A 19,641-nucleotide genomic window follows, 5' to 3' on the forward strand; every position below is an offset into this window, starting at 1 on the left:
ATGCGCCAGTTCCTCCTGCTGGGCCACCGCGTGCCGACGACGCCCGAGTTCTCCCTGGACGCGCTGCCGAGCGACGCCGGCAGACTCGACGTCCTCTGTCGGGCCGTGAGCGCCGCCTTCGTCCTGTCCCACGACATCCGCGAGGACGTTCGCGTCCACCTCGTCCTGCAGGACGAGTTCACGATCACCTTCGAGGGAGCCGACCTGCGAAACCTCAACCCAGACGAGCGCAGCACGGCCGCCCTGATCCGCACGGCCCTGGAACACCGCGAGGACGCCATCGGCCACGTGGCCGCCGAGAGCTCACCCGGCGTCTCTATCTCCCGGAAGGGCCTGGAGACGACGCTCGCGGAGGCCGCCGAAGACAGCACCGTCGTATGCCTCCACGAGGACGGCGACCCCATCGTCGACGTCGACCCGCCCGAGGACTCCCTGTTCGTCCTCTCGGATCACGAGTCCTTCACCGACGCGGAGGCGGCCCTCGTCGACGAGCACGCCGACCATCGGTGTCGCCTCTCGCCGCGGGCGCTCCACGCCGACCACGCCGTCACCGTCGCGCACAACTACCTCGACACCGACGGTTTCCGACGGTTCTAATCACGCCGCTCGATCCAGAATTTTAAATACCAGCACGCGACCAGTTCCGATCACGAGACATGTATCGGGGATTTCGGGGTGGGCTCGCCTTCCTGCTGGTGGTGGCGTCGCTGGCGCTGTCGGGCGTCGCCGCGGGCGCGGGGAACGAACCACCGTTGGCGGACGCCGGCCTGGACCAGGCGGTCGCGGCGAACGAGACGGTCAGGCTGGACGCGACGGGGTCGCGAGACCCGGACGGTAACGTGACGGCCTACCAGTGGGAGATCGAGACGCCCGACGGGCGAACGGTGGCGCCGGACTGCCCCACCTGCGGGACCACGTCCTTCCGGCCGACGATGCCCGGGCGGTACAACGTGACGGTCACGGTGACCGACGACGACAACGCCACTGCGTCGGACACCCTGTACCTCCGGGCCGAGGCGGTCGCGGGCCCCACCGTATCGCTGTCTGGTCCCACCTCGCCGTCGGTCGATCAGCCCGTCTACGGGGACGAGTTCTCGGACACGGTGCCATACGCGGCGAACCTCTCCAGCGGCGGGTACCCGATCGACCGCGTCGAGTGGCTGGTCGATGGCCAGCAGGTCGACCAAATGTCGGTCGACGGCTCGGCACCCGGCACGGTCCAGTTCAACCACACGATCGAGAACGAGTCACAGCGGACGCTCACGGCCAGGGTGGTCGACGTCAGCGGTCGGGTAGCGACCGACTCGCTATCGGTCACGCCGAACGCGGTGAGAGCATCCACGGGTTCCGCCGGGGGTGACGACGACGGAGAGACCTGGATGCAGGGCGAATTCGCTGGACAGGACGTGTCCTATAGACCGCCCACGCTCGATACCGAAACCGGGGAGATCGTCAGACGGGCCGACCCGACCGAGGAGGAGTACATGAACATCGCAGATGCAAGACCCGGTGAAGAGGTGCAAACGAGGTTCGGTGGGGATGATGAAGATGACAATGAAAATACTGGGAGTAATAATGACAATCCAAAGGACGGTATTAATCAAATAACCGACACTGTGAATACAGGATTTGGATTTGAAACCGATCCTCTTGGGGGAAGTAACGATGAAAATGAACAGATAGATACCGATGATATATTCGGAGGGATATGAATGAGTAACTTTGGCAAAAATGTTCTGTTGGTATGCGTTTGCCTACTACTCGTTTTCGCCGGTTGTAGTAGCATTCAGAATATAGGGATGGAGACAGAGGTTGACACCACCGATAGTACAGAGAAAGAAACCACTGACCGTACTCAAACCCCTAAGGATAACGAATCAGGCCAAAAACACAACAATAATATAAATAAATCAACACATTCTTATTACACGCTAAATTTCATATCTGAAATCAGAGACTCACCTATAAACATAACTACTATTGAAGAAGACGGGGACACTATTAGAGTCTCTTATGTTGGGAATTATAGTAATACCTCTAGAACAACTTCGGAAATTATGTACTTAACGTCATCTTTCGCAAAAGTAGTAAATGAAAGCTATCATAATTCTTCAAACTGGAATATTTCTCGCCTTAATATTGAGGGGATGGCTGGAAATAACTCGGTCATTTGGGACACGATTACTGAAGACTGGTGGGCCATGAAATATGCCAAAAATAAATGGGACTTGATAAATTATCTCAATGCAACTATTGCTACGGGTGACTTCTGGAATCTGCAGACGAACAATCCCCCTGAAGCCGGTGAAGAATACCTCTATGAAATTGAATATAAACTACAAAACAAGTCAGACATTGATCTAAAATCGCTTCATAGGCATGGTGGGGATGCGTTTTTGGCTTATAGCACGGCCCACAAACCGAATTCCAGCAATTATTACTCCCAACTTGGAAACGTAACCCGAATATATCGGAATTTCACACTCCCACGCCGCCTCAACAAAACTGAGGGATGGTACGCTGGAGTGCTAAATATCGAGATCCAACGAGGGAACGATACGGTGGAATGGTACCGGTACCAGATCCGGTGGGCAGAGGCGGAATCGAAAGGTGAGATCACGCGGGAGGACGAGGCAGCACTCCTCCGCAACTCTCGATTCGTCGAAAAAGACAAACTCCGGGATTAGACCCATTGCGAGAAATCAAGTAACTGATTTCGAAACCAGGCTCACTCTAGAACGCCAGCGTCCTCCAGATACGCCTCGACGTACGGGTGCAGATCGAACTCGAACGGCGGCGAGACGGTCCGGATCGAACTGTGCTGGTCGTCGGGCCGCAACTCGCTGCCCTCCTCGGGCCGGACGTGAAACCCGATGGGGACGTAGTGCTTGCCGCCGACGTCGTCGAGTTCCGCGGTATCGTAGAAGTGTTCGTAGACGCCCAGCTGGCGCTCGACGGTGACGTTGCAGCCCAGCTCCGCGGCCGCCACCCGGTCGACGGCGTCGGTCAACGACTCGTGCTTGTGGGCGCGGCCGCCGGGCACGAACCACTCGCCTTTCGCGGGGTCGTTCTCCCGCTTGCCCAGCACGACGCCGTCGTCGGTCTCGACGACGAGATCGACCGACACGAGAGGCACGTTGCGGACGATCGTCTCCCACTCCCCTGCCGGGACCGGTGCGTTGTCGCTCATGCGAGCGACGGCGTCCCCCACCCTCTTCGGGGTTGCCATCTTGGCAACACGGGGGGTCGGTGACGTACCAACCGGGTGCACGAACGACCGTGATAATTATAGACCGTGATGTTTATGTAGGTGTACGACGCAGGGTGTGATGAGAACAAAATGACCGAACGGCCCGAACTCGAAACGACGGCTCCGCTCGTCCCCGAGATGCCCAAGAACCCCATCCGTACCGACGGTGGGCGCAAGGCGCGCAGCACGTCCGGAGCCGAGGCCGTAGACGAACTCGACGCACCGCTGGTCCCGGATCTCTCCTGAACGGGACCGCGTTTTCCGTGTTTTCCAGACGAACCAGCCGCGCTACTCGTCGACGCTGACGAACTCGATCTCGTCGGTGTCGGTGTCGAGCACCGCAACGCTGCGGTACTGCTCGGGAACGGTGGGGAAGTGCGCGCCGGGGTTGACGACGGTCGTGTCGCCGACGGAGCGCTCTTCGGCCACGTGGAAGTGGCCGTAGCAGACGTAGTCGTAGCCGCCGGATTCGGCGCGGCTGTTGACTTCCTCGAGGCCCTGATCGCCGTGGAGGACGTGGACCTCGGTTCCGTCGAACGTCAGGTCGGCGTAGCGGCCGTGGAGTTGGCTATCGTCGCTGAGGTCCTCGATCGTCTGCTCTAGCCCGTCGAGTTCGCCGTCGTTGTTCCCGAGGACGCCGTGGAGGTCGAACCCGTGGCCCTCGAAGGCCGCGAGCAGCGGCGGGGCGACGAAGTCGCCGCAGTGGACGACGGTGTCGATCCCCCGGTCGGCGAAGACCGCGGCTATCGCCTCGGCCGCGGCGTAGTTGTCGTGCGTGTCGGAGACGATGCCTACCTGCATGGTCGAACCCTCGGCCGGGCGAACAATGAATCCCGTCCCTCCGGGCGGACACGTCGCTGCATGACGAGCTACCGGCTGGGTCCACTGGAGTGATTACGGCAATCGCTGGCCCTGGCGGTGCTGCTCGGGCTGTGGTCGTTCCATGCATCGCTCGCCGGTCCGAGGGGGACGCGATCGACTGCCCGGCCGGCCCCGGTTTTCGCAACCGTTAAAACTGCCCCGTGCCTCCTCCGACTTGCTATCGCACGGGCCGGTGGGGTAGCTTGGTATCCTTCGGCCTTCGGGTGGCCGTAACCGCAGTTCGAATCTGCGCCGGCCCATTTTTACGCGACGCTAACCGAGGAGCGACAGCGACGAGTGTCCGTCGCGGAGAAGTGGCTCCGTAGATTCGAAGTAGACCGGAGGCAGCCCGCGCAGCGGAGCGAGCAGGAACCTCTGGGCGTGGTTCGACATCTGCGCCGGCCCACTTTTGCGACGCGAGTAACTCCGTGAGCGGCGCACCCGTGCGAGGCGCAGATTCGAGCAGGGTGGTCCCAGCGCGAACGGAGTGAGCGACCGTCTTCCCGTCTTCGACATCTGTGCCGGCCCATTTTCACGGGAGGTTGAGACGATGAGCGGAGCGGACCGTTGCTGTACCGTCAGGGGGGCTTTCCGGGTGCAGCCCCCACAGAATCAGTTGCGCTGATACGGGTTCATCTCGTCGTCATTGTCCTCGACGATCCGGAGGAAGGGGCGGAGGTTCTGGAAGTTGCTCCCTCGCTCGATGGTGTCGGCGTCCCGGTCCCAGTCGATGAAGCCGGCGTTATCGAGATACGGAAAGTGCTGGTGCTGGAGAAGGATCGCCAACTTCGTCTCTTCCTCGGCGTCTATCTCGTCCGGGATGAAATCCGCCTGGCTACGGGGGTTATCGCTCGCAATCGTGAGCAAAACCCGGCGCCGGCTCGCGTTGCTGAGCGCGTCCAGTATCATATCGATCATCAACGGTCGAAGTGCTAGTGTGTTTCCCATTACCAACCTAAGCAGCGGAGCAGGCATACCGTCGTTCCCTATGTCTTTACCCCGGTGTATTCGTGCGCGAAATCGCCTCTCTGTCGCATTCTATCTATATAGAACGTTACAATATCTCGATCGAATAGCAGGCCCAGTGGAACCGAACTGCGATTCGTCGAGAAATCACGCTCGAATGGACGAGTACCAGCGGGTCCAGTTCTCGGCACAGCGGAGGTCAGTACAGGCCGTGGCCCCTGCGGGATAGTCGGATCGCTATTCTTTCATCGAGTCTTTAACTGGGATCAGCTTCAGGTTTCCCCGCTGATCGATCGTGATTCGGTAGCCGGCATACGAGAAACTCATCTCGACCTGGGCCTGCTGTGACGGCGGGTTGTTGTACAACATCTCGATCAAGTGGCCCACTTCGTCGTAGAGTGGTGGAAGCTCGTCCGATTCCTTCGTTTCGAGTTCCGAAATGATCTCTATCAGCTCGAACTCGGACGTCTCGCGGGACGGTCGTATGTGATCTCGATAAAATCCGTCACGGCCCCATTCTCTCCCGCCGGGGTTGCTGGTATCGTTCACAGAAGCGGCTACCGCCGGGAGAACCTCAATAGTACCTGCCACCTTGTTACCGACTATCTGACGACGGCACCCACTCATCTCGGGCTGCAGCGGCCGGAGTACTACCGTGACGACGTGATGCCGGTCACCACCCAGCGAGCGGCGCGTCGCTCGACGTGCCGGATCACTCGGTGCCTGCCCTCACCCCGCGTCGGCGATCGCGCCGAGTTCGAAGCCGTCGTAGTCGTCGCGGGCGACCCGGGCGCAGATCTCCCGGTAGTTGTCGAGGCCTCCGGGGAAGGGCGTGAACACCTGGGTCTTTCCGGGGACGTTCGCACCCCGGTACCAGGACTTGGCCTCGGAGAACAGCATGTTCTCGGCCAGCATGTTGGTGTTCTGGACCCACTGGCTCTCCGACTCGGCCTCGGCCTCGATGCGGTCGTAGCCGTGCTCGTCCATGTACGCGATGCAGTCTGCGATCCACTCGACGTGCTGCTCGATGGACAACGGCATGTTGGTCAGCACGGAGGGGCTCTGTGGCCCGGTGATCGTGAACAGGTTCGGGAAGCCGTGGGTCATGAGGCCGAGGTAGGTCCGCGGGCCCGCCTCCCACTTCTCCTCGAGCGTCTGGTCCCGGCCCTCGATATCCAGCGCGAGGAGCGCGCCCGTCATCGCGTCGAACCCCGTCGCGAAGACGAGCGTATCGAGTTCGTAGTGGCCGTCTTCGGTCTGGACGCCCTCGGCGGTCACCCGCTCGATGGGGCTCTCGTCCACGTCGACGAGGGACACGTCGTCGCGGTTGTAGGTGCCGTAGTAGTCATTGTAGTCCATCGGCGGGCGTTTCGCGCCGTAGGGGTGGTCGGTCGGGACGAGTTTCTCGGCGGTCTCGGGGTCGTCGACCCGCTCGCGGATCTTCTCGCGGATGAATTCGGAGACCTTCTCGTTGAGTTCCGCGTCGGACAGGATGGCGCCGGGCTCGAAGGCGTGGAGAAAGCGAAAGCCACCCTGCTGCCAGCGCTCTTCGAGGATCGCTTCGATCTCCTCGTCGGAGAGGCCGTAGTCGGTCTCGTGTTCGTGGTCGAACGGCATTCCCAGTCTCGAGTCACGGGCGCGTTCCCAGATGTCGTCGTAGTTCGCCCGGATCTCTTCGTACTCGTCCGCCGAAAGCGGGCGGTTCCGGGCGGGCACCGCGTAGTTCGGCGTCCGCTGGAAGACCGTCAGGTGCTTCGCTCGCCCGCCGACCTCCGAGATGAACTGGATGCCGGTCGACCCCGTCCCGATCACGCCCACGTGCTGGTCGCCGAAGTCGGGGTCCTCCTCGGGCCACCGCGCCGTGTGGTACCAGTCGCCCTCGAACTCGTCCAGCCCGTCGAAGTCGGGCCGGAACGGCTTGGAGAGACAGCCGACGGCCGTGATGAAAAAGCGCGTGGTGACCGGCTCGCCGTCGGCCATCTCGACCGTCCACCTCGCCGATTCGTCGTCGTAGGTCGCCGACGCGACCTCCGTCTCGAACTCGACGTTGCGACGCAGGTCCAGCCGTTCGGCTACCCACTGGAGGTACTCGAGGATTTCCGGCTGTTCGGGGTAGCGTTCGCTCCACTCCCACTCCTCGTGCAGGTCATCGTCGAAGGAGTAGCAGTAGATGTGGCTCTCGCTGTCACAGCGTGCGCCGGGATAGCGGTTCCAGTACCACGTCCCGCCGACGGCGTCGCCCTTCTCGTAGACCCGGACGGAGAGACCCTGCTCTCGCAGCCGGTGCAGCATGTACAGCCCCGAGAAGCCTGCGCCCACCACCACGGCGTCCACGTCCACCTCGCTGGCACCCCCTTCGCGTCCGCCCCTGTCAGACACCATGTATCACTGTCACATCCTGGGACTGCCCGCTGTTAAACCCATCCCACCAGAAACCTGGATCCTTTTACGGGCGTTCACCTGCGGTGCCGCGTTCGCCGTCTCGACCCGGGCCGAAGGCTTTTGATCGCGTACGTCCTATCTTCCGAATCCGCATCGCGACGACCGAGAGACAGATGGTATCCGAGTACGACTTCTGGCTGCTGGACCTTGACGGGACGCTGGTGGACGTCGAGCAGAGCTACGTCCACGGGGTGTTCGAGACGGTCGGGGGCCGGCTTGGACGCGAGTTCACCGAGCGCGAGGCGGAAATCGTCTGGCACGGGCTGGGTGGGTCGCGCAACGAGCAGTTACGCGAGTGGGGGATCGACGTCGAGGCCTTCTGGGAGGTGTTCCACGACGTCGAGGACGCGCAGGCCCGCGCCGCCCACACGTACCTCTACGACGACGCGAGTTTCGTCGCGGACCTCGACGCCCCGGTCGGGCTGGTGACCCACTGCCAGCAGTACCTCACCGATCCCGTCCTGGACCGCCTCGACATCCGGGACTGGTTCGACACGGTCGTCTGCTGCACCGAGGACATCGGCTGGAAACCCGACCCCGCCCCCGTCGAGATGGCGATGGAGGATCTCGGAGTCGGCTCCAACGGCCACATCGGTGTCCTCGCAGGGGACGGCCCCCACGACATCGGCGCGGCGTGGAACGCCGGCCTCGACGGGATCCACGTCGAGCGCCACGACCCACACCGCCGGGGCCAGTGCGTCCTGGGCGACCACCGGATCGAGAGCTTCACCGAACTGGGCGGCCCCTCGATCGGCGGCGACTGAAGCAGCCGGTCCGTCTCAGTCCTGGGGGCTGTAGCCCGCCAATTCACCCAGCACCGACTCGACGTTCGCCACGGCCGCTCGCAGGTCCTGCACGCCCGCTTTCTCCGTTCGCTCGGGGTTGGCCAGCACCCGCACGTCCTGCTCGCCCAGCGAGACGAACCCGAGCCCCAGTTTCTCCGCGGTGTGTCGCAGCCCCAGTCCCGCGTCGGCGTCGCCAGCCGCGACCTTCCGCGCGGGGCTCTCGTGGGCCTTCACGGTGAGTTCGTAGCCGTCGATCGCGTCCGTCAGCTCCCGCCGCGAGGACTCGCGTTCGTCCGCCAGCGCGGCGACGGCGTCGTCCAGCGCCGCCCGGAGCCCAGAGTTCGACCCGCGGTTCACGAGCCGCAGGTCCCGGTCCGCGAGGTCCGCCACGCCGGTCACGTCCGCCGGGTTCCCGTCGGGGACCACGAGCCCCCACTCGCGGGTCCAGCCGCCGAGTTCCTCGTGGTCGGCGGCGATCTCGGGATCGCCCGCGGCGACGGCCGCGTCGGGCACGCCGTTGCGGAGTCGTCGGAGTCCTTCGCGGGTACCCACCGAGAGGTACCGCGGTCGGTCGAGGTCGTCGAGCAGTCTGGAGAGGGCGGGGTCGTCCTCGCCGACGGCGTAGAGCGAGGGGACGCGCACGTCCGGCGAGAAAAGCTGGACGGAGACGGCTTCGCCCGCGGCGAGGTACTCCGTCTCCGCGGGCACCTCGACGATGCCGTCGGCCTCGACGAGACTCGTCGTCGCGCCGCTGCCCTTGTCGACGGGGTAGACGAGGGTGTCCCCGGTTCCATCGTCGACGAGTCCCACGGGCATCAGGCGGCGCCGACCCTCAGAATACCGCTCCTCGACGGCCATTTTGCCTTCGACGGTAGCCGTTCTGGGTTCGGGGCGGCCCGCGGCCTCGCGGATGGCCGGCGCGACGAACGCCCGGAAGATGGTCAGCGCCGAGACGGGGTAGCCCGGGAGGCCGACGTACGCGGAGGGCGAGTCCCCGCCGTCGAGCCGGCCGACCAGCATGGGTTTGCCGGGCTTGACCGCGACGCCGTGCAGGAGGAGTTCACCCCGTTCCTCGATCACCCGGTAGATCACGTCCACGGCCGAGGCGCTGGTCGACCCCGAGGAGAGGACGAGATCGCACTCCGCGGCGGCCTCCGTGAGCAGGCGCTCCATCTCGTCGTAGTCGTCGCCAGCGTGGGGGTAGAGGACGGCCTCGCCGCCGGCCTCCTCGACTGCGGTCGCCGTCGTGTAGCTGTTGACGTCGTAGATCTGACCGGCCGCGGAGTCCAGATCCCCACCGGGGCGGACGAGTTCGTCGCCCGTCGAGACGATGCCGACCCGCGGTTTCGCGCGGACGGGCACCTCGTCGATCCCCAGCGCCGACAGCAGGCCGATCTCACGGGGCGTGAGTTCCGTTCCGGTCCCCAGGGTCCGCTCGCCGGCGGCGACGTCCGCCCCCGCGAGCATCACGTGGTCCCCCGGCGCGAGCGAGGTGCGGACGAGGACCGCTCCCTCGTCGGTCCCGCTCACGGCTTCGCCGTTCGCGCGTTCCGTCGAGCTTCTCTCGACGCGGTCCGTTCGCTCGACCATCACCACCGCGTCGGCCCCAGGCGGCATCACTGCGCCCGTCGAGATTTCTGCGGCGGTCCCCTCTTCGACGGTCACGTCCGGTTCCGATCCGGCGTGGACCGTTCCCACCAGTTCCAGTCTGGCGGGGTCGGCCTCGTCGGCCCCGAAGGTGTCCCGGGCCCGGATCGCGTAGCCGTCCATCGAGGCCCGATCGAACCCCGGCACGTCGAGTTCGGCGTCGATCCGTTCCGCGAGGACCCGCCCCCTCGCCTCCCGGAGCGGGACGGTCTCCGTTCCACCACCGAGATCGAGCGACGCGATGGCCTCGTGGGCCGCCTCGGGGGACGCGAGGTCGTGGAATTCCCGGCGATCTGTCATTCGCACACCTCCGGTGAGCGAACGACGCTCGGTAGTCGCAGTCCCGTACAGCGAGCGGAGCGAGCGAGCGGGAACGTCTTCCGGTGTGTCATGGGTACCACTCCCAGTCCTGCACCGCGACGCGTTCGCCTTCGGGGATCCCCTCGCTCTCCTCGGGCACTGCGACCCAGCCGTCGGCCAGCGCGACCGAGGAGAGCACGCCCGCGCCGCTGGCCCGGGTGGGCGTCGCCGTCGGCGGATCCCCGTCGCCGTCCTCCCCATCGCCGCGGTCGAGTTCCACGCGAGCGAACGTCCGGACGCCGGGTTCGCTGGGGATCTTCCGTTCGAGGACGGCCTCGGTCCGCGGATGGGGGGCACAGGGCATGTGTCCGGCCGCCTTCAGCGCGGGTCGGAGCAACTGGACGGCGTTGACGATGCAGGCCACCGGATAGCCGGGGAGCATGATCACGGGCGTCTCCTCGACGACGCCGAAGCCCGCGGGGTGGCCGGGCTTGACCCCGATGCCGTGGACAAGCACCTCGCCGAGCTCGTCGACGACGCCGGGGAGCAGGTCGCGCTCGCCCACGGAGGACCCGCCCGTGGTGACGATCACGTCCTTGGTGAGGTCCCGCTGGATCGCCGCCCTGAGGGCGTGTTCGTCGTCGGTGACGACGTCGCGGTACTCGGGGACACCGCCCCAGCGCTGGACGTACTGGGCGACGGTCAGCCCGTTCGTCTCGATGATCTCCCCCGGTTCCGGGTCGGCCTGCACGAGCTCTTCGCCCGTCGGTACGACGCCGACCGTCGGCGCCCGGTAGCACTCGACCTGGTCGACGCCGGTCGATTTCAGCAGGCCCACGTCCGAGGGGCGCAACTGGTGGCCCGGCTCGAAGAGCGTCCGGCCGTCCGCGACGTCTTCGCCCGCTGGCGCGACGTTCTCGCCCTCGGCGACGGCGTCGAATATCTCCACGTCGCCCGCGACGACGTCGGTTTGCTCGATCATCACAACTGCGTCGGCCCCAGCCGGGAGTTCGCTGCCAGTGTGGACCCGGACGGTCGCGTCGGGGGCCACTTCGTCGCCGTCCTCGGCGTGGCCGGCGACCCGGAGGACGGCCGGCGAGCGGTCGCCTGCGCCGAACGTGTCCGCGGCCCGGACGGCGAACCCGTCCATGGCCGCCCGGTCGTAGTGGGGGACCGCGCGCCGTGCCGTGATCGGCTCGGCCACGGTCCGGCCAGCGGCCGTCGAGAGCGGGACCACCTCGGTCCGGTCGTGCGGGCGGACGGCCGCGAGGAGTCGCTCGCGCGCCTCAGCGAGTGGCGTGACGTCCTTGAACCCCGACTCGCGTGGGTCAGTCATGGCGGGGGGTTAGTGTGGGGCGGGGAAAAAGCGTCGGGCGAACTGGTCGCCCGGCGTGTGGTGGTGGCCGGTCTCGAGCCGTATCGGGCCCGGCGCGCACGACCGCGGGCTTTTTCGGCTCCCCGTTCCTAGACCTGTCTATGTCAGCGCTGCGCGATGCGTTGCGGGACCTCCCCGAGACGGTGTTCGCGGACCTGCTCGAGAGCGAGGACGCCTACCTCCTCGTGATCGACCTGCCCGGCGCGACGGCCGAGACCGTCGACGTGCGGGTTTCGGCCGGACGGCTGGCCATCGAGGCGCGGCGCGAGAAGGACCTCCCGACGGAGTTCCGGTACGTCGAGGAGGAACGCGCGCTCTTTCTGGACGCCGAACTCCCCCTGCCGCCGGACGCGACCGGCGCCGACGCCGACGGCACGGTCGACCGGGGCGTGCTGGAACTCCGCCTGCCCAAGGCGGGGGCCGAGCCCGAGACGTCCATCCCCATCGACGACGCCGAGGCCTGATCCAGGGGTGGCCGCTCGGTGAACCTCCGTGCGTACCGACGGTTTTTCACCGTCGCACGCCAGTTCCTGCCGCTGTTGCTCGCCTACGCGCGTGACCGCAACCGGTTCCTGCTGTTCGGCCGGTCCCGCGACGTCACGCCCGAGAAGCGCCGCGAGCGGGCCGCCACGCTGCTCGATTCGCTGTTGACGCTCGGCCCCACCTTCATCAAACTCGGCCAGTTGCTCTCGACCAGGCCGGACGTGCTCCCACCGGAGTACATCGACGAGTTCACCAAACTCCAGGACGAGGTGCCGCCGGCCGCGTGGGCGGACGCACGGCAGGTCCTCGAGGGCGAACTGGGCCCCGTCGAAGAGAACTTCGAGCACTTCGACACCGACTCGATCAGCGGCGCGAGTCTGGGCCAGGTGTACTACGCCGAGACCGAAGCCGGCCCCGTGGCCGTGAAGGTCCGCCGGCCCGGCGTCGAGGACCTCGTCGAGTCCGACCTGCGAGTGATCCGCTGGTCGCTGCCGCTGCTCATGCGCTTCGTCGACGAGACGCGCTCGTTTTCCCTGGAGACGCTGGCCGACGAGTTCGAGAAGACGATCCGCCAGGAGATGGACTACGGGCGCGAGCGGCGGATGCTCCAGGAGATCAGCGAGAACTTCGCCGACGACGACCGTGTCCGGATCCCCGACGTGGACGAGGCCCGCTCGACCGGCCGGGTCCTGACGATGGAGTACGTCGCGGGCACCAAGATCTCCGACGTCCGGGGCCTCGACGAGGCCGGCATCGACCGGACGGAGATCGCGGAGACGCTCCAGCGGGTCTACCTCCAGATGATCGTCGAGGACGGCGTCTTCCACGCCGATCCGCACCCGGGCAACCTCGCCGTGCAGGACGACGGCACTCTCGTCTTCTACGACTTCGGCATGTCGGGCTACGTGGACGCGTTCATCCAGGAGAAGATCGTCGACTTCTACGTCGCCGTCGCCGAGCAGGACACGGACAAGATCCTCGACACCCTCATCGAGATGGGGACACTGAGTCCGGAGGCCGACCGCGAGGTGATGGGCGAGGTGATGGAACTGGCCATCGCCGACGCCCGCGGGGAGGACATCGAGCAGTACCGCGTCCAGCAGATCGTCCAGCAGGTCGAGGACACCATCTACGAGTTCCCCCTCAGACTGCCCGCCAACCTGGCGCTGGTCCTGCGAGTCGCCACCGTCGTCGAGGGCGTTTGCGTCACCCTCGACCCCGACTTCGACTTCATCCGGGTCGCGACCGACTACCTGGGCGACCAGGGCTACGTCCAGGCGGGCGTCCGCCAGTTCGTCGAGGACCGGGCCGACGAACTCCAGGAGGCCGCCAAGTCGACGATCCGGACGCCGCCGAAACTCGAACGAACTCTCGACCGCATCGACCGCGACGACCTGCGGGTCAACGCCGACATCGAGGATTCGGACGGGCTACTGGCCACGCTGGCCAAACGGCTGATCTACGGGATGACGCTGGCGGCTGGGATCCTCTCGACGGCTTTACTCTACGCCTTCAGCACCGTCGAGGCGGCGGCCGTCGCCGGCGGCGGCACCGTCGCGATCGCCGGCCTGCTCTACTGGTCGTTCCGGAAGAAGCGCGGCATCCGCGCCCAGCCGCAGTTCACCCGGCAGAGCATGCGCGAGCGCCAGGAGGGGCCGGCCGACGAGGGATCGGCCGTCGGCGAGATCGGCCTGGGCGGCGGCTTCGGACCCGACGCCGGGGGGGCCGGCGAACGGACGGCCGACACAGGGGACGGCACCGACTCGGCGGCCGTGGGGGTGGAGGCCGTCGACGAGGGCGGGCCCGGAACCGAGGTCGACGTGACGACCGGCGAGACCGACCGCGACCGGACGGGCGACGACGCCTGACGGTCCCAAGAGCTACGTGGATCCCACCGCATTCGCGGGTATGAGCAGCATCGCCGAGGGCGAGGTCGTCACCCACGAGCGCACGTTCTCCGAGTCGGAGGTCCGGACGTTCGCCGCCCTCTCCGAGGACCGCCAGCCCCGTCACCTCGACGCCGACGACGAGGGCCGGCTCATGGTTCACGGCCTGTTGACGGCGACGCTGCCGACGAAGGTCGGCGGGGACCTGGAAGTTCTCGCCAGTCGGATGGAGTTCGAGTTCCACCGCCCGGTCTACACCGGGCAGGAAGTCCACTGCCGGGTCGAACTGACCGACGTGGATCCGGGTGAGGATCGCGACGAGGTGCGGGCAGACGTGACGTGTACGGTGGCCGGGGAGACGGTGCTGACGGGCGGTTTCGAGGGCGTGATTCTGCGGTGACGCCGGAGAACGGCCCCGATTCGTTCCAAACCGTTTATACCGGTTCACAGACTACCGCGGGACATGGCGAGACAGCAGACGGAAGTTCGCGAACTCGACGAGGGAAGTTACGTGATGATGGACGACGTCCCCTGTGAGATCGACTCCTACAGTACGGCCAAACCCGGCAAGCACGGCAGCGCGAAGGCCCGGGTCGAGGGCAAGGGCGTCTTCGACGGGAAGAAGCGCAACCTCTCCCAGCCAGTCGACGCGAAGATCTGGGTCCCGATCATCGAGCGCAAGCAGGGCCAGGTCGTCAACGTCGAGAGCGACGACGTCGCCCAGGTCATGGACCTGGACACCTACGACACGATCACGATGAAGGTGCCCGGTGACGTCGACCTGTCGCCCGACGACGACATCGAGTACCTCGAGTACGAGGACCAGCGCAAGATCATCCGCAGCTGATGTTTCCCGGCGCGCGGGCCCACCGAGGTTCAGCCGCATACGTCGTCGTCGGCGCCCCACTCGACGCCTCGACGACGTTCCAGCCCGGCACCCGGTTCGGCCCGCGTCGCGTCCGCCACTTCGCCGAGTCCTTCGACGACTACGATCACCACACCGACAGCGAGTTCTCCGCCCTCGGCGTCGCCGACCACGGCGACGTCGGCCCGACCGACGACGCCGCCGAGTACCTCGAGTTCCTCCGCGGCACGCTCGCCGACGTCCGCGAGGACGGCGCGGTTCCCCTGACGATCGGCGGCGAACACACCGTGACCGTCGCCGGCGTCCGCGCCGTCGACCCCGACGTCGTCGTCTGTCTGGACGCGCACCTCGATCTGCGCGAATCGTACGCGAACAACGAGCTGAGCCACGCGACCGTCACGCACCACGCGCTGGAGGTGGCCGACGAAGCCATCGTGCTGGGGGCACGCACCGGCAGCGAGGCCGAGTGGGACCGCGCGAGCGAGGACGACGTGACGGTCGTGCCACCCGAGGAGGTGGCCGACTGGGAACCCCCGGCCGCCGTGCGGGAGGGCCGGACCTACCTGAGCGTGGATATCGACGCCGCCGACCCCGGCTTCGCACCCGGGACGGGAACGCTCGAACCGTTCGGACTGGCACCCCGGGAACTGCACGAGGTCGTGCGAGCCGTCGCGCCCCACGCCGCGGGCTTCGACGTGGTCGAGGTGAACGACCGCGACGACGGCCAGGCGGCGACGCTCGCGGCGAAACTCCTGCGAGCGTTCGTCTACGCCCACGCCGCGGGGGAGTGACGACCGCGACCGGGGTGGCACGTAGCTTTTAGACAGTGGCGCGAGTGGGTCCCGAGCATGCCCGAGTTCGCGTCGTGTTACTTCTGCGGAGCGGCCCTGGACGCACAGATCGAGCCCTATCCCGTGGTACCCGAGGACGCCACGGGCGACGGCCGGCCGACCGTCGACCTCTGCCCGCCCTGTCGCCGAAAGCTCGCGAAGGTGCTCGACGTGGCCCTGTCTGCCGCCGACGGCGCGACGGTGACGGCGACCCCCCTCGCCGCCGGGCCGGACCGCGCGGCGCTGGAGGCCGACGCCGACGACTACGAGACGCCCGGCGATGGCGACGAGGACGCCGCAGACTCAGAGGACGTCGCCTACGCCGTCGAACCGGACGGGGAGGCGACGGCGGTCGAGGAGGAGGACGACGACGCGGCCGAAGCGGCGGTCGAACCGACCGTCGACGGCGACGCCGCCGAAACGGAACCGGCCGAGCAGGAAGACGAGGCGACCGAAGCCGACGAATCGGACGTCGCAGACGTCGGGGGTTCGGAAAACGGGAGCGACCCGGACGCGGAAGAGACTGCGGACGCGGACGAACCGACGAGCGTCGACGGCGAGGGGGAGACGGCCGACGACGGGTCGAGCAAGCCGTCGATCCTCTCGACGCCGGCGGCCCAGAAGGTGATCAAACTGCTCCAGAACCGGGAGTTCCCGGTCGAGCGCGAGGAGATCGAGGTCGTCGCTTCGAACGCCTACGAGATCCCCTACCAGGACTGCGAGGACGTGCTCGACGCGCTGGTCCAGGAGGGGTACGTCGCCGAGAAGCGCGGGCGACTCGTGCGTCCCGAGGAGTAACCACTACCACCCCGGCCCGCGAAGGCGGGCCATGGACACAGGCGAGTTCTGCGCGCGACTCGACGAGGAGCTACGGACCGACGCGTACGCCGACATCGACGCCAGCCCCAACGGGCTCCAGGTGGGGACGCCGGCGGGCGACGTGGAGCACGTCGCGTTCGCCGTCGACGCTGCGGCAGCGACGGCCGACGCGGCCGTCGAGGCGGGCGCGGACCTGCTCGTGACCCACCACGGTTACGTGTTCGGCGGCGTCGAGCGCGTGACCGGGCGCCTGTACGAGCGCCTCGAACCGCACTACGAGCACGACCTGCCGGTGTACGTCTCGCACCTCCCGCTGGACGGGCATCAGGAACTGGGCAACGCCGCGGGGCTGGCCGACCTGCTCGATCTCGCGGATCGCGAACCGTTCGGCGAACTCGGGCCCGAACACATCGGGCAGCGCGGGACCGCCACGGACCCGTTCACCACAGACGAACTGCAGGACCTGCTGGCCGCGGAACTCGATCACGGCGGCGAAGGCGTCCAGGTGCTGGATTTCGGCCCCGACGAGATCGAGGACATCGCGATCGTCACCGGCAGCGGCGTCGACTGGCTGGACGAGGCCGAAGCCGTGGATGCGGACGCGCTGATTACTGGCGAGGGCAAACAGCAGGTATACCACGATGCTCGTGAGGCCGGGATCACGGTCCTCCTGGGCGGGCACTACGGCACCGAGACCATCGGGGTCCGGAACCTCGCGGATCTGGCCACGGAGTGGGGGCTGGAGACGACGTTCGTCGACCACCCGACCGGGCTGTGAGCCGAATTAGCAGGTCTAGGAACCGATCCGAACCACCGCGAGCAGGCGGCAAAATTTCACGGTAAGGTGCTGCTGGACACGCGTCCTCCATCTCGGACGAGCGCCGACGACCTGTAGTTTTCCTGCCAAGTACTGCGTGACCGATATAGGTGGTACATCCTGGAGCCCCGCGGCCAGTATTCGATATCGATCGAACGGACGATATCGGATAACATATTCAAAGCGTAATTTACAATAGATTTATATATTTATCGAGCGATAGATGACTGTGGGTGAAAATTACATGTCTCGAACGGAGCTCTCGCGGCGAACCGTACTGGGGAGGGGTGCGATCCTCTCGACGTCCCTCGGACTGGGCCTGTTGACGACGACGGGTCGGGCCGTGGCGATGAACAAAGCGGAACTGATCGAGCAGATGGCGAGTGAGGCCGGACTGCACAAATCGGAGATGCAGACGGCACTGGACGCGTTCATCGACGCGACGACGACGGCCCTGCAGAAGGGTGACAGTGCCGTACTGGTCGGATTCGGGTCGTTCAGTATCTCGAAGCGCTCCGCCCGGACGGGGCGGAATCCAGCGTTCGGAAACGGGCCTGCGGACGACTCGCCAGTGACCTTCGAATCGTGCCCGGAGTTCGCGGCCGCCCTCGATCTGAACCCCGGCAAGGGTGACGAGGCCAGCGCCAGGTGCCGGGACGCCGACGTGGTGATCGACGCGGCGTACATCGCGAGTGAAACGGGGCGTGACTCCGACAGCAGGCTATCGGAGGCGGACGCGAAGCGGGCGCTCGACGCGTTCATCAACGCGACGACGAAGGCCCTGAAGAAGGGTGACAGGTTGTCGTTGGGCGAGCGGTTCGGGGTGCTTTCCATCTCGAAACGGTCGGCACGGACAGGGCGAAATCCGCAGACCGGGAAGGAAATCCAGATCGCGGCGAAGAATGTGGTCAAGTTCAAGGCGGGTGCCGAGCTCTCCAAGGCCGTCAACTGAGACTGTTGCGGCGCATCCGTCGCAGTCCTCGCCGGCACCATGGGTGACCCTTCGTCAGACCGCGCTCGCCACTTGCAGTCCGATTCAGGTCACCCGTTTCGACTGCGAGGCAATCTCACGCACGACTTATCAGATTCAAAACCATTTAGCGCGGCTCCGTGGTAAGAGGGGTAATGAGTTACCGGATCGGTCTCGTCGGCAAGCCCTCCGTGGGGAAGTCGACGCTCTTCAACGCGGCGACGATGAACGACGTGCCCGAGGGGGCCTACCCGTTCACGACCATCGACCCGAGCGTGGGGGAGGCCTACGTCAGGGTCGACTGCGCGGCGCCCGAGTTCGACCACGAGTGCACTCCCAACCACGGTTACTGCCGGGAGGGGGTCCGATACGTCCCCGTCAAACTCGTCGACGTGGCGGGCCTGGTCCCGGGCGCCCACGAGGGTCGCGGCCTGGGCAACCAGTTCCTCACTGACCTGAACGAGGCCGACGTGCTGGTCCACGTCGTCGACTTCTCGGGCGAGACGGACATCGAGGGCGAACCGACCGAGGACCACGACCCGCGGGAGGACATCGACTTCCTCGAGAACGAACTCGACATGTGGTATCTGGACGTCCTCGAGAAGGGCATCGAGCGCTACCGATCCGGATACCACGGCGAGGACGGCGACATCGAGGTCGAACTGGCCGAGCAGATGAGCGCCTTCCGCACGAACGAGGACGAGATCAAGCAGGTGATCCTCTCGCTCGACCTCGAACTCGATCCCGACGCGTGGGACGAGGCGGACAAGGAGGAACTGGCCCGGGAGATCCGCAAGCGGACCAAGCCGATGGTCGTCGCGGCGAACAAGATGGACACGCCGGCGGCCCAGGACAACTACGAGGACATCACGAGCGACCCCGAGTACGACCACCTCACCGTCGTCCCGGTGTCGGCCCACGCGGAGAAGGCGCTGAAGACGGCCGACGAGGGTGGCGCCGTCGAGTACCGGCCGGGTGCGTCGGACTTCGAGATCGTCGGCGACGTGAGCGACGAGCAGGCCGCGGGCCTCGAACAGATCCGGGGCTTCGTCGAGTCATTCGAGGGGACCGGCGTCCAGGCGGCCCTGGAGACGGCGCTGTTCGAGGAGTTCGGCGCGAAGGCCATCTTCCCCGGCGACGGGAGCCCCCGCGACGACGGCACGTTCCTGCAGGACTGTTTCGTCCTGCCGGAAGACGCGACCGCCGAGGAGTTCGCGTACTTCCTCCACTCGGACATCGGGGAGGGGTTCCTCCACGGGATCGACGCCCGCTCGGGCCGACAGGTCGGCGCCGACACGACGCTGGATCACCGGGACGTGCTGGAAGTCGTGACGACGAACTAGGA

General features: G+C 66.0%; 21 protein-coding genes and 1 tRNA gene. 15 read left to right on the forward strand and 7 right to left on the reverse strand.

From position 1 onward, the window contains the following. From trmY to U5918_RS13210, 3 genes are all read left to right on the forward strand, one after another. Nucleotides 1–597, forward strand: a complete 597-nt coding sequence (gene trmY, locus U5918_RS13200) for a tRNA (pseudouridine(54)-N(1))-methyltransferase TrmY (protein WP_336001819.1) — start codon at nucleotides 1–3, stop codon at nucleotides 595–597. Nucleotides 598–698: 101 nt separating this feature from the next. Further along, complete coding sequence (locus tag U5918_RS13205; RefSeq protein WP_336001820.1) at nucleotides 699–1,712, forward strand: PKD domain-containing protein; 1,014 nt, start codon at nucleotides 699–701, stop codon at nucleotides 1,710–1,712. Between the two features lie 87 nt (nucleotides 1,713–1,799). After that, nucleotides 1,800–2,687 carry a hypothetical protein gene (locus tag U5918_RS13210; protein ID WP_336001821.1) on the forward strand — a complete coding sequence of 296 codons (888 nt, stop codon included), beginning with the start codon at nucleotides 1,800–1,802 and terminating at the stop codon, nucleotides 2,685–2,687. A gap of 41 nt (nucleotides 2,688–2,728) precedes the next feature. Here the strand turns inward: U5918_RS13210 and U5918_RS13215 are convergent, their stop codons facing one another. Beyond that, nucleotides 2,729–3,190 (reverse strand): NUDIX domain-containing protein, encoded by a 462-nt coding sequence (locus tag U5918_RS13215; protein WP_336001822.1) that lies wholly within the window; start codon nucleotides 3,188–3,190, stop codon nucleotides 2,729–2,731. A 150-nt stretch (nucleotides 3,191–3,340) separates the two neighbouring features. Here U5918_RS13215 and U5918_RS13220 point away from each other — a divergent pair, with 150 nt between their 5' ends. After that, entirely contained in the window at nucleotides 3,341–3,496 is a 156-nt protein-coding gene (locus tag U5918_RS13220; RefSeq protein ID WP_336001823.1) for a hypothetical protein, read from the forward strand. Nucleotides 3,497–3,538: 42 nt separating this feature from the next. Here the strand turns inward: U5918_RS13220 and U5918_RS13225 are convergent, their stop codons facing one another. After that, the gene (locus U5918_RS13225; RefSeq protein ID WP_336001824.1) at nucleotides 3,539–4,051 is read right to left on the reverse strand and encodes a YfcE family phosphodiesterase; all 513 of its coding nucleotides are present in this window, start codon (nucleotides 4,049–4,051) and stop codon (nucleotides 3,539–3,541) included. Nucleotides 4,052–4,298: 247 nt separating this feature from the next. Between U5918_RS13225 and U5918_RS13230 the strand changes: the two genes are divergently transcribed. After that, nucleotides 4,299–4,371 (forward strand) — tRNA-Pro (locus U5918_RS13230). Nucleotides 4,372–4,723: 352 nt separating this feature from the next. Here the strand turns inward: U5918_RS13230 and U5918_RS13235 are convergent. The 3 genes from U5918_RS13235 to U5918_RS13245 all read right to left on the reverse strand — a co-directional run bounded on the left by U5918_RS13235 (nucleotide 4,724) and on the right by U5918_RS13245 (nucleotide 7,459). Next, complete coding sequence (locus tag U5918_RS13235) at nucleotides 4,724–5,020, reverse strand: DUF7344 domain-containing protein (RefSeq protein ID WP_336001825.1); 297 nt, start codon at nucleotides 5,018–5,020, stop codon at nucleotides 4,724–4,726. Nucleotides 5,021–5,314: 294 nt separating this feature from the next. Then, nucleotides 5,315–5,626, reverse strand: coding sequence for a HalOD1 output domain-containing protein (locus tag U5918_RS13240; RefSeq protein WP_336001826.1), 312 nt, complete (start codon nucleotides 5,624–5,626; stop codon nucleotides 5,315–5,317). A 180-nt stretch (nucleotides 5,627–5,806) separates the two neighbouring features. Then, nucleotides 5,807–7,459, reverse strand: coding sequence for a flavin-containing monooxygenase (locus U5918_RS13245; protein ID WP_336001827.1), 1,653 nt, complete (start codon nucleotides 7,457–7,459; stop codon nucleotides 5,807–5,809). 173 nt (nucleotides 7,460–7,632) lie between these two features. Here U5918_RS13245 and U5918_RS13250 point away from each other — a divergent pair, with 173 nt between their 5' ends. Then, complete coding sequence (locus U5918_RS13250; protein WP_336001828.1) at nucleotides 7,633–8,283, forward strand: HAD family hydrolase; 651 nt, start codon at nucleotides 7,633–7,635, stop codon at nucleotides 8,281–8,283. Nucleotides 8,284–8,298: 15 nt separating this feature from the next. On the opposite strand, the gene U5918_RS13255 is transcribed toward U5918_RS13250, so the two are convergent. After that, nucleotides 8,299–10,251, reverse strand: a complete 1,953-nt coding sequence (locus tag U5918_RS13255) for a molybdopterin biosynthesis protein (RefSeq protein WP_336001829.1) — start codon at nucleotides 10,249–10,251, stop codon at nucleotides 8,299–8,301. Nucleotides 10,252–10,339: 88 nt separating this feature from the next. Beyond that, complete coding sequence (locus tag U5918_RS13260) at nucleotides 10,340–11,587, reverse strand: molybdopterin molybdotransferase MoeA (RefSeq protein WP_336001830.1); 1,248 nt, start codon at nucleotides 11,585–11,587, stop codon at nucleotides 10,340–10,342. A gap of 140 nt (nucleotides 11,588–11,727) precedes the next feature. On the opposite strand from U5918_RS13260, the gene U5918_RS13265 reads away from it, so the two are divergent. The 9 genes from U5918_RS13265 to U5918_RS13305 all read left to right on the forward strand — a co-directional run bounded on the left by U5918_RS13265 (nucleotide 11,728) and on the right by U5918_RS13305 (nucleotide 19,639). Further along, entirely contained in the window at nucleotides 11,728–12,090 is a 363-nt protein-coding gene (locus U5918_RS13265; protein WP_336001831.1) for an Hsp20/alpha crystallin family protein, read from the forward strand. Nucleotides 12,091–12,108: 18 nt separating this feature from the next. Next, nucleotides 12,109–13,977 carry an ABC1 kinase family protein gene (locus tag U5918_RS13270; protein WP_336001832.1) on the forward strand — a complete coding sequence of 623 codons (1,869 nt, stop codon included), beginning with the start codon at nucleotides 12,109–12,111 and terminating at the stop codon, nucleotides 13,975–13,977. 40 nt (nucleotides 13,978–14,017) lie between these two features. After that, nucleotides 14,018–14,395 (forward strand): MaoC/PaaZ C-terminal domain-containing protein, encoded by a 378-nt coding sequence (locus tag U5918_RS13275; protein ID WP_336001833.1) that lies wholly within the window; start codon nucleotides 14,018–14,020, stop codon nucleotides 14,393–14,395. Nucleotides 14,396–14,458: 63 nt separating this feature from the next. Further along, complete coding sequence (locus U5918_RS13280; RefSeq protein ID WP_336001834.1) at nucleotides 14,459–14,842, forward strand: translation initiation factor IF-5A; 384 nt, start codon at nucleotides 14,459–14,461, stop codon at nucleotides 14,840–14,842. After that, nucleotides 14,842–15,651, forward strand: coding sequence for an agmatinase (speB, locus tag U5918_RS13285; RefSeq protein ID WP_336001835.1), 810 nt, complete (start codon nucleotides 14,842–14,844; stop codon nucleotides 15,649–15,651). The genes U5918_RS13280 and speB overlap by 1 nt, the downstream gene beginning before the upstream one ends. A 57-nt stretch (nucleotides 15,652–15,708) precedes the next feature. Next, complete coding sequence (locus tag U5918_RS13290; protein ID WP_336001836.1) at nucleotides 15,709–16,488, forward strand: prolipoprotein diacylglyceryl transferase; 780 nt, start codon at nucleotides 15,709–15,711, stop codon at nucleotides 16,486–16,488. A gap of 31 nt (nucleotides 16,489–16,519) precedes the next feature. Next, the gene (locus U5918_RS13295; protein WP_336001837.1) at nucleotides 16,520–17,287 is read left to right on the forward strand and encodes a Nif3-like dinuclear metal center hexameric protein; all 768 of its coding nucleotides are present in this window, start codon (nucleotides 16,520–16,522) and stop codon (nucleotides 17,285–17,287) included. 283 nt (nucleotides 17,288–17,570) lie between these two features. Next, a complete protein-coding gene (locus tag U5918_RS18605) occupies nucleotides 17,571–18,278 on the forward strand; it encodes an HU family DNA-binding protein (protein WP_336001838.1) in 708 nt (235 codons plus the stop codon). Between the two features lie 173 nt (nucleotides 18,279–18,451). After that, nucleotides 18,452–19,639, forward strand: a complete 1,188-nt coding sequence (locus U5918_RS13305) for a redox-regulated ATPase YchF (protein ID WP_336001839.1) — start codon at nucleotides 18,452–18,454, stop codon at nucleotides 19,637–19,639. Nucleotides 19,640–19,641 lie beyond the last annotated feature (2 nt).

Origin of the sequence: Halorientalis sp. LT38 (assembly GCF_037031225.1) — an archaeon.
GTDB lineage: Archaea > Halobacteriota > Halobacteria > Halobacteriales > Haloarculaceae > Halorientalis > Halorientalis halophila.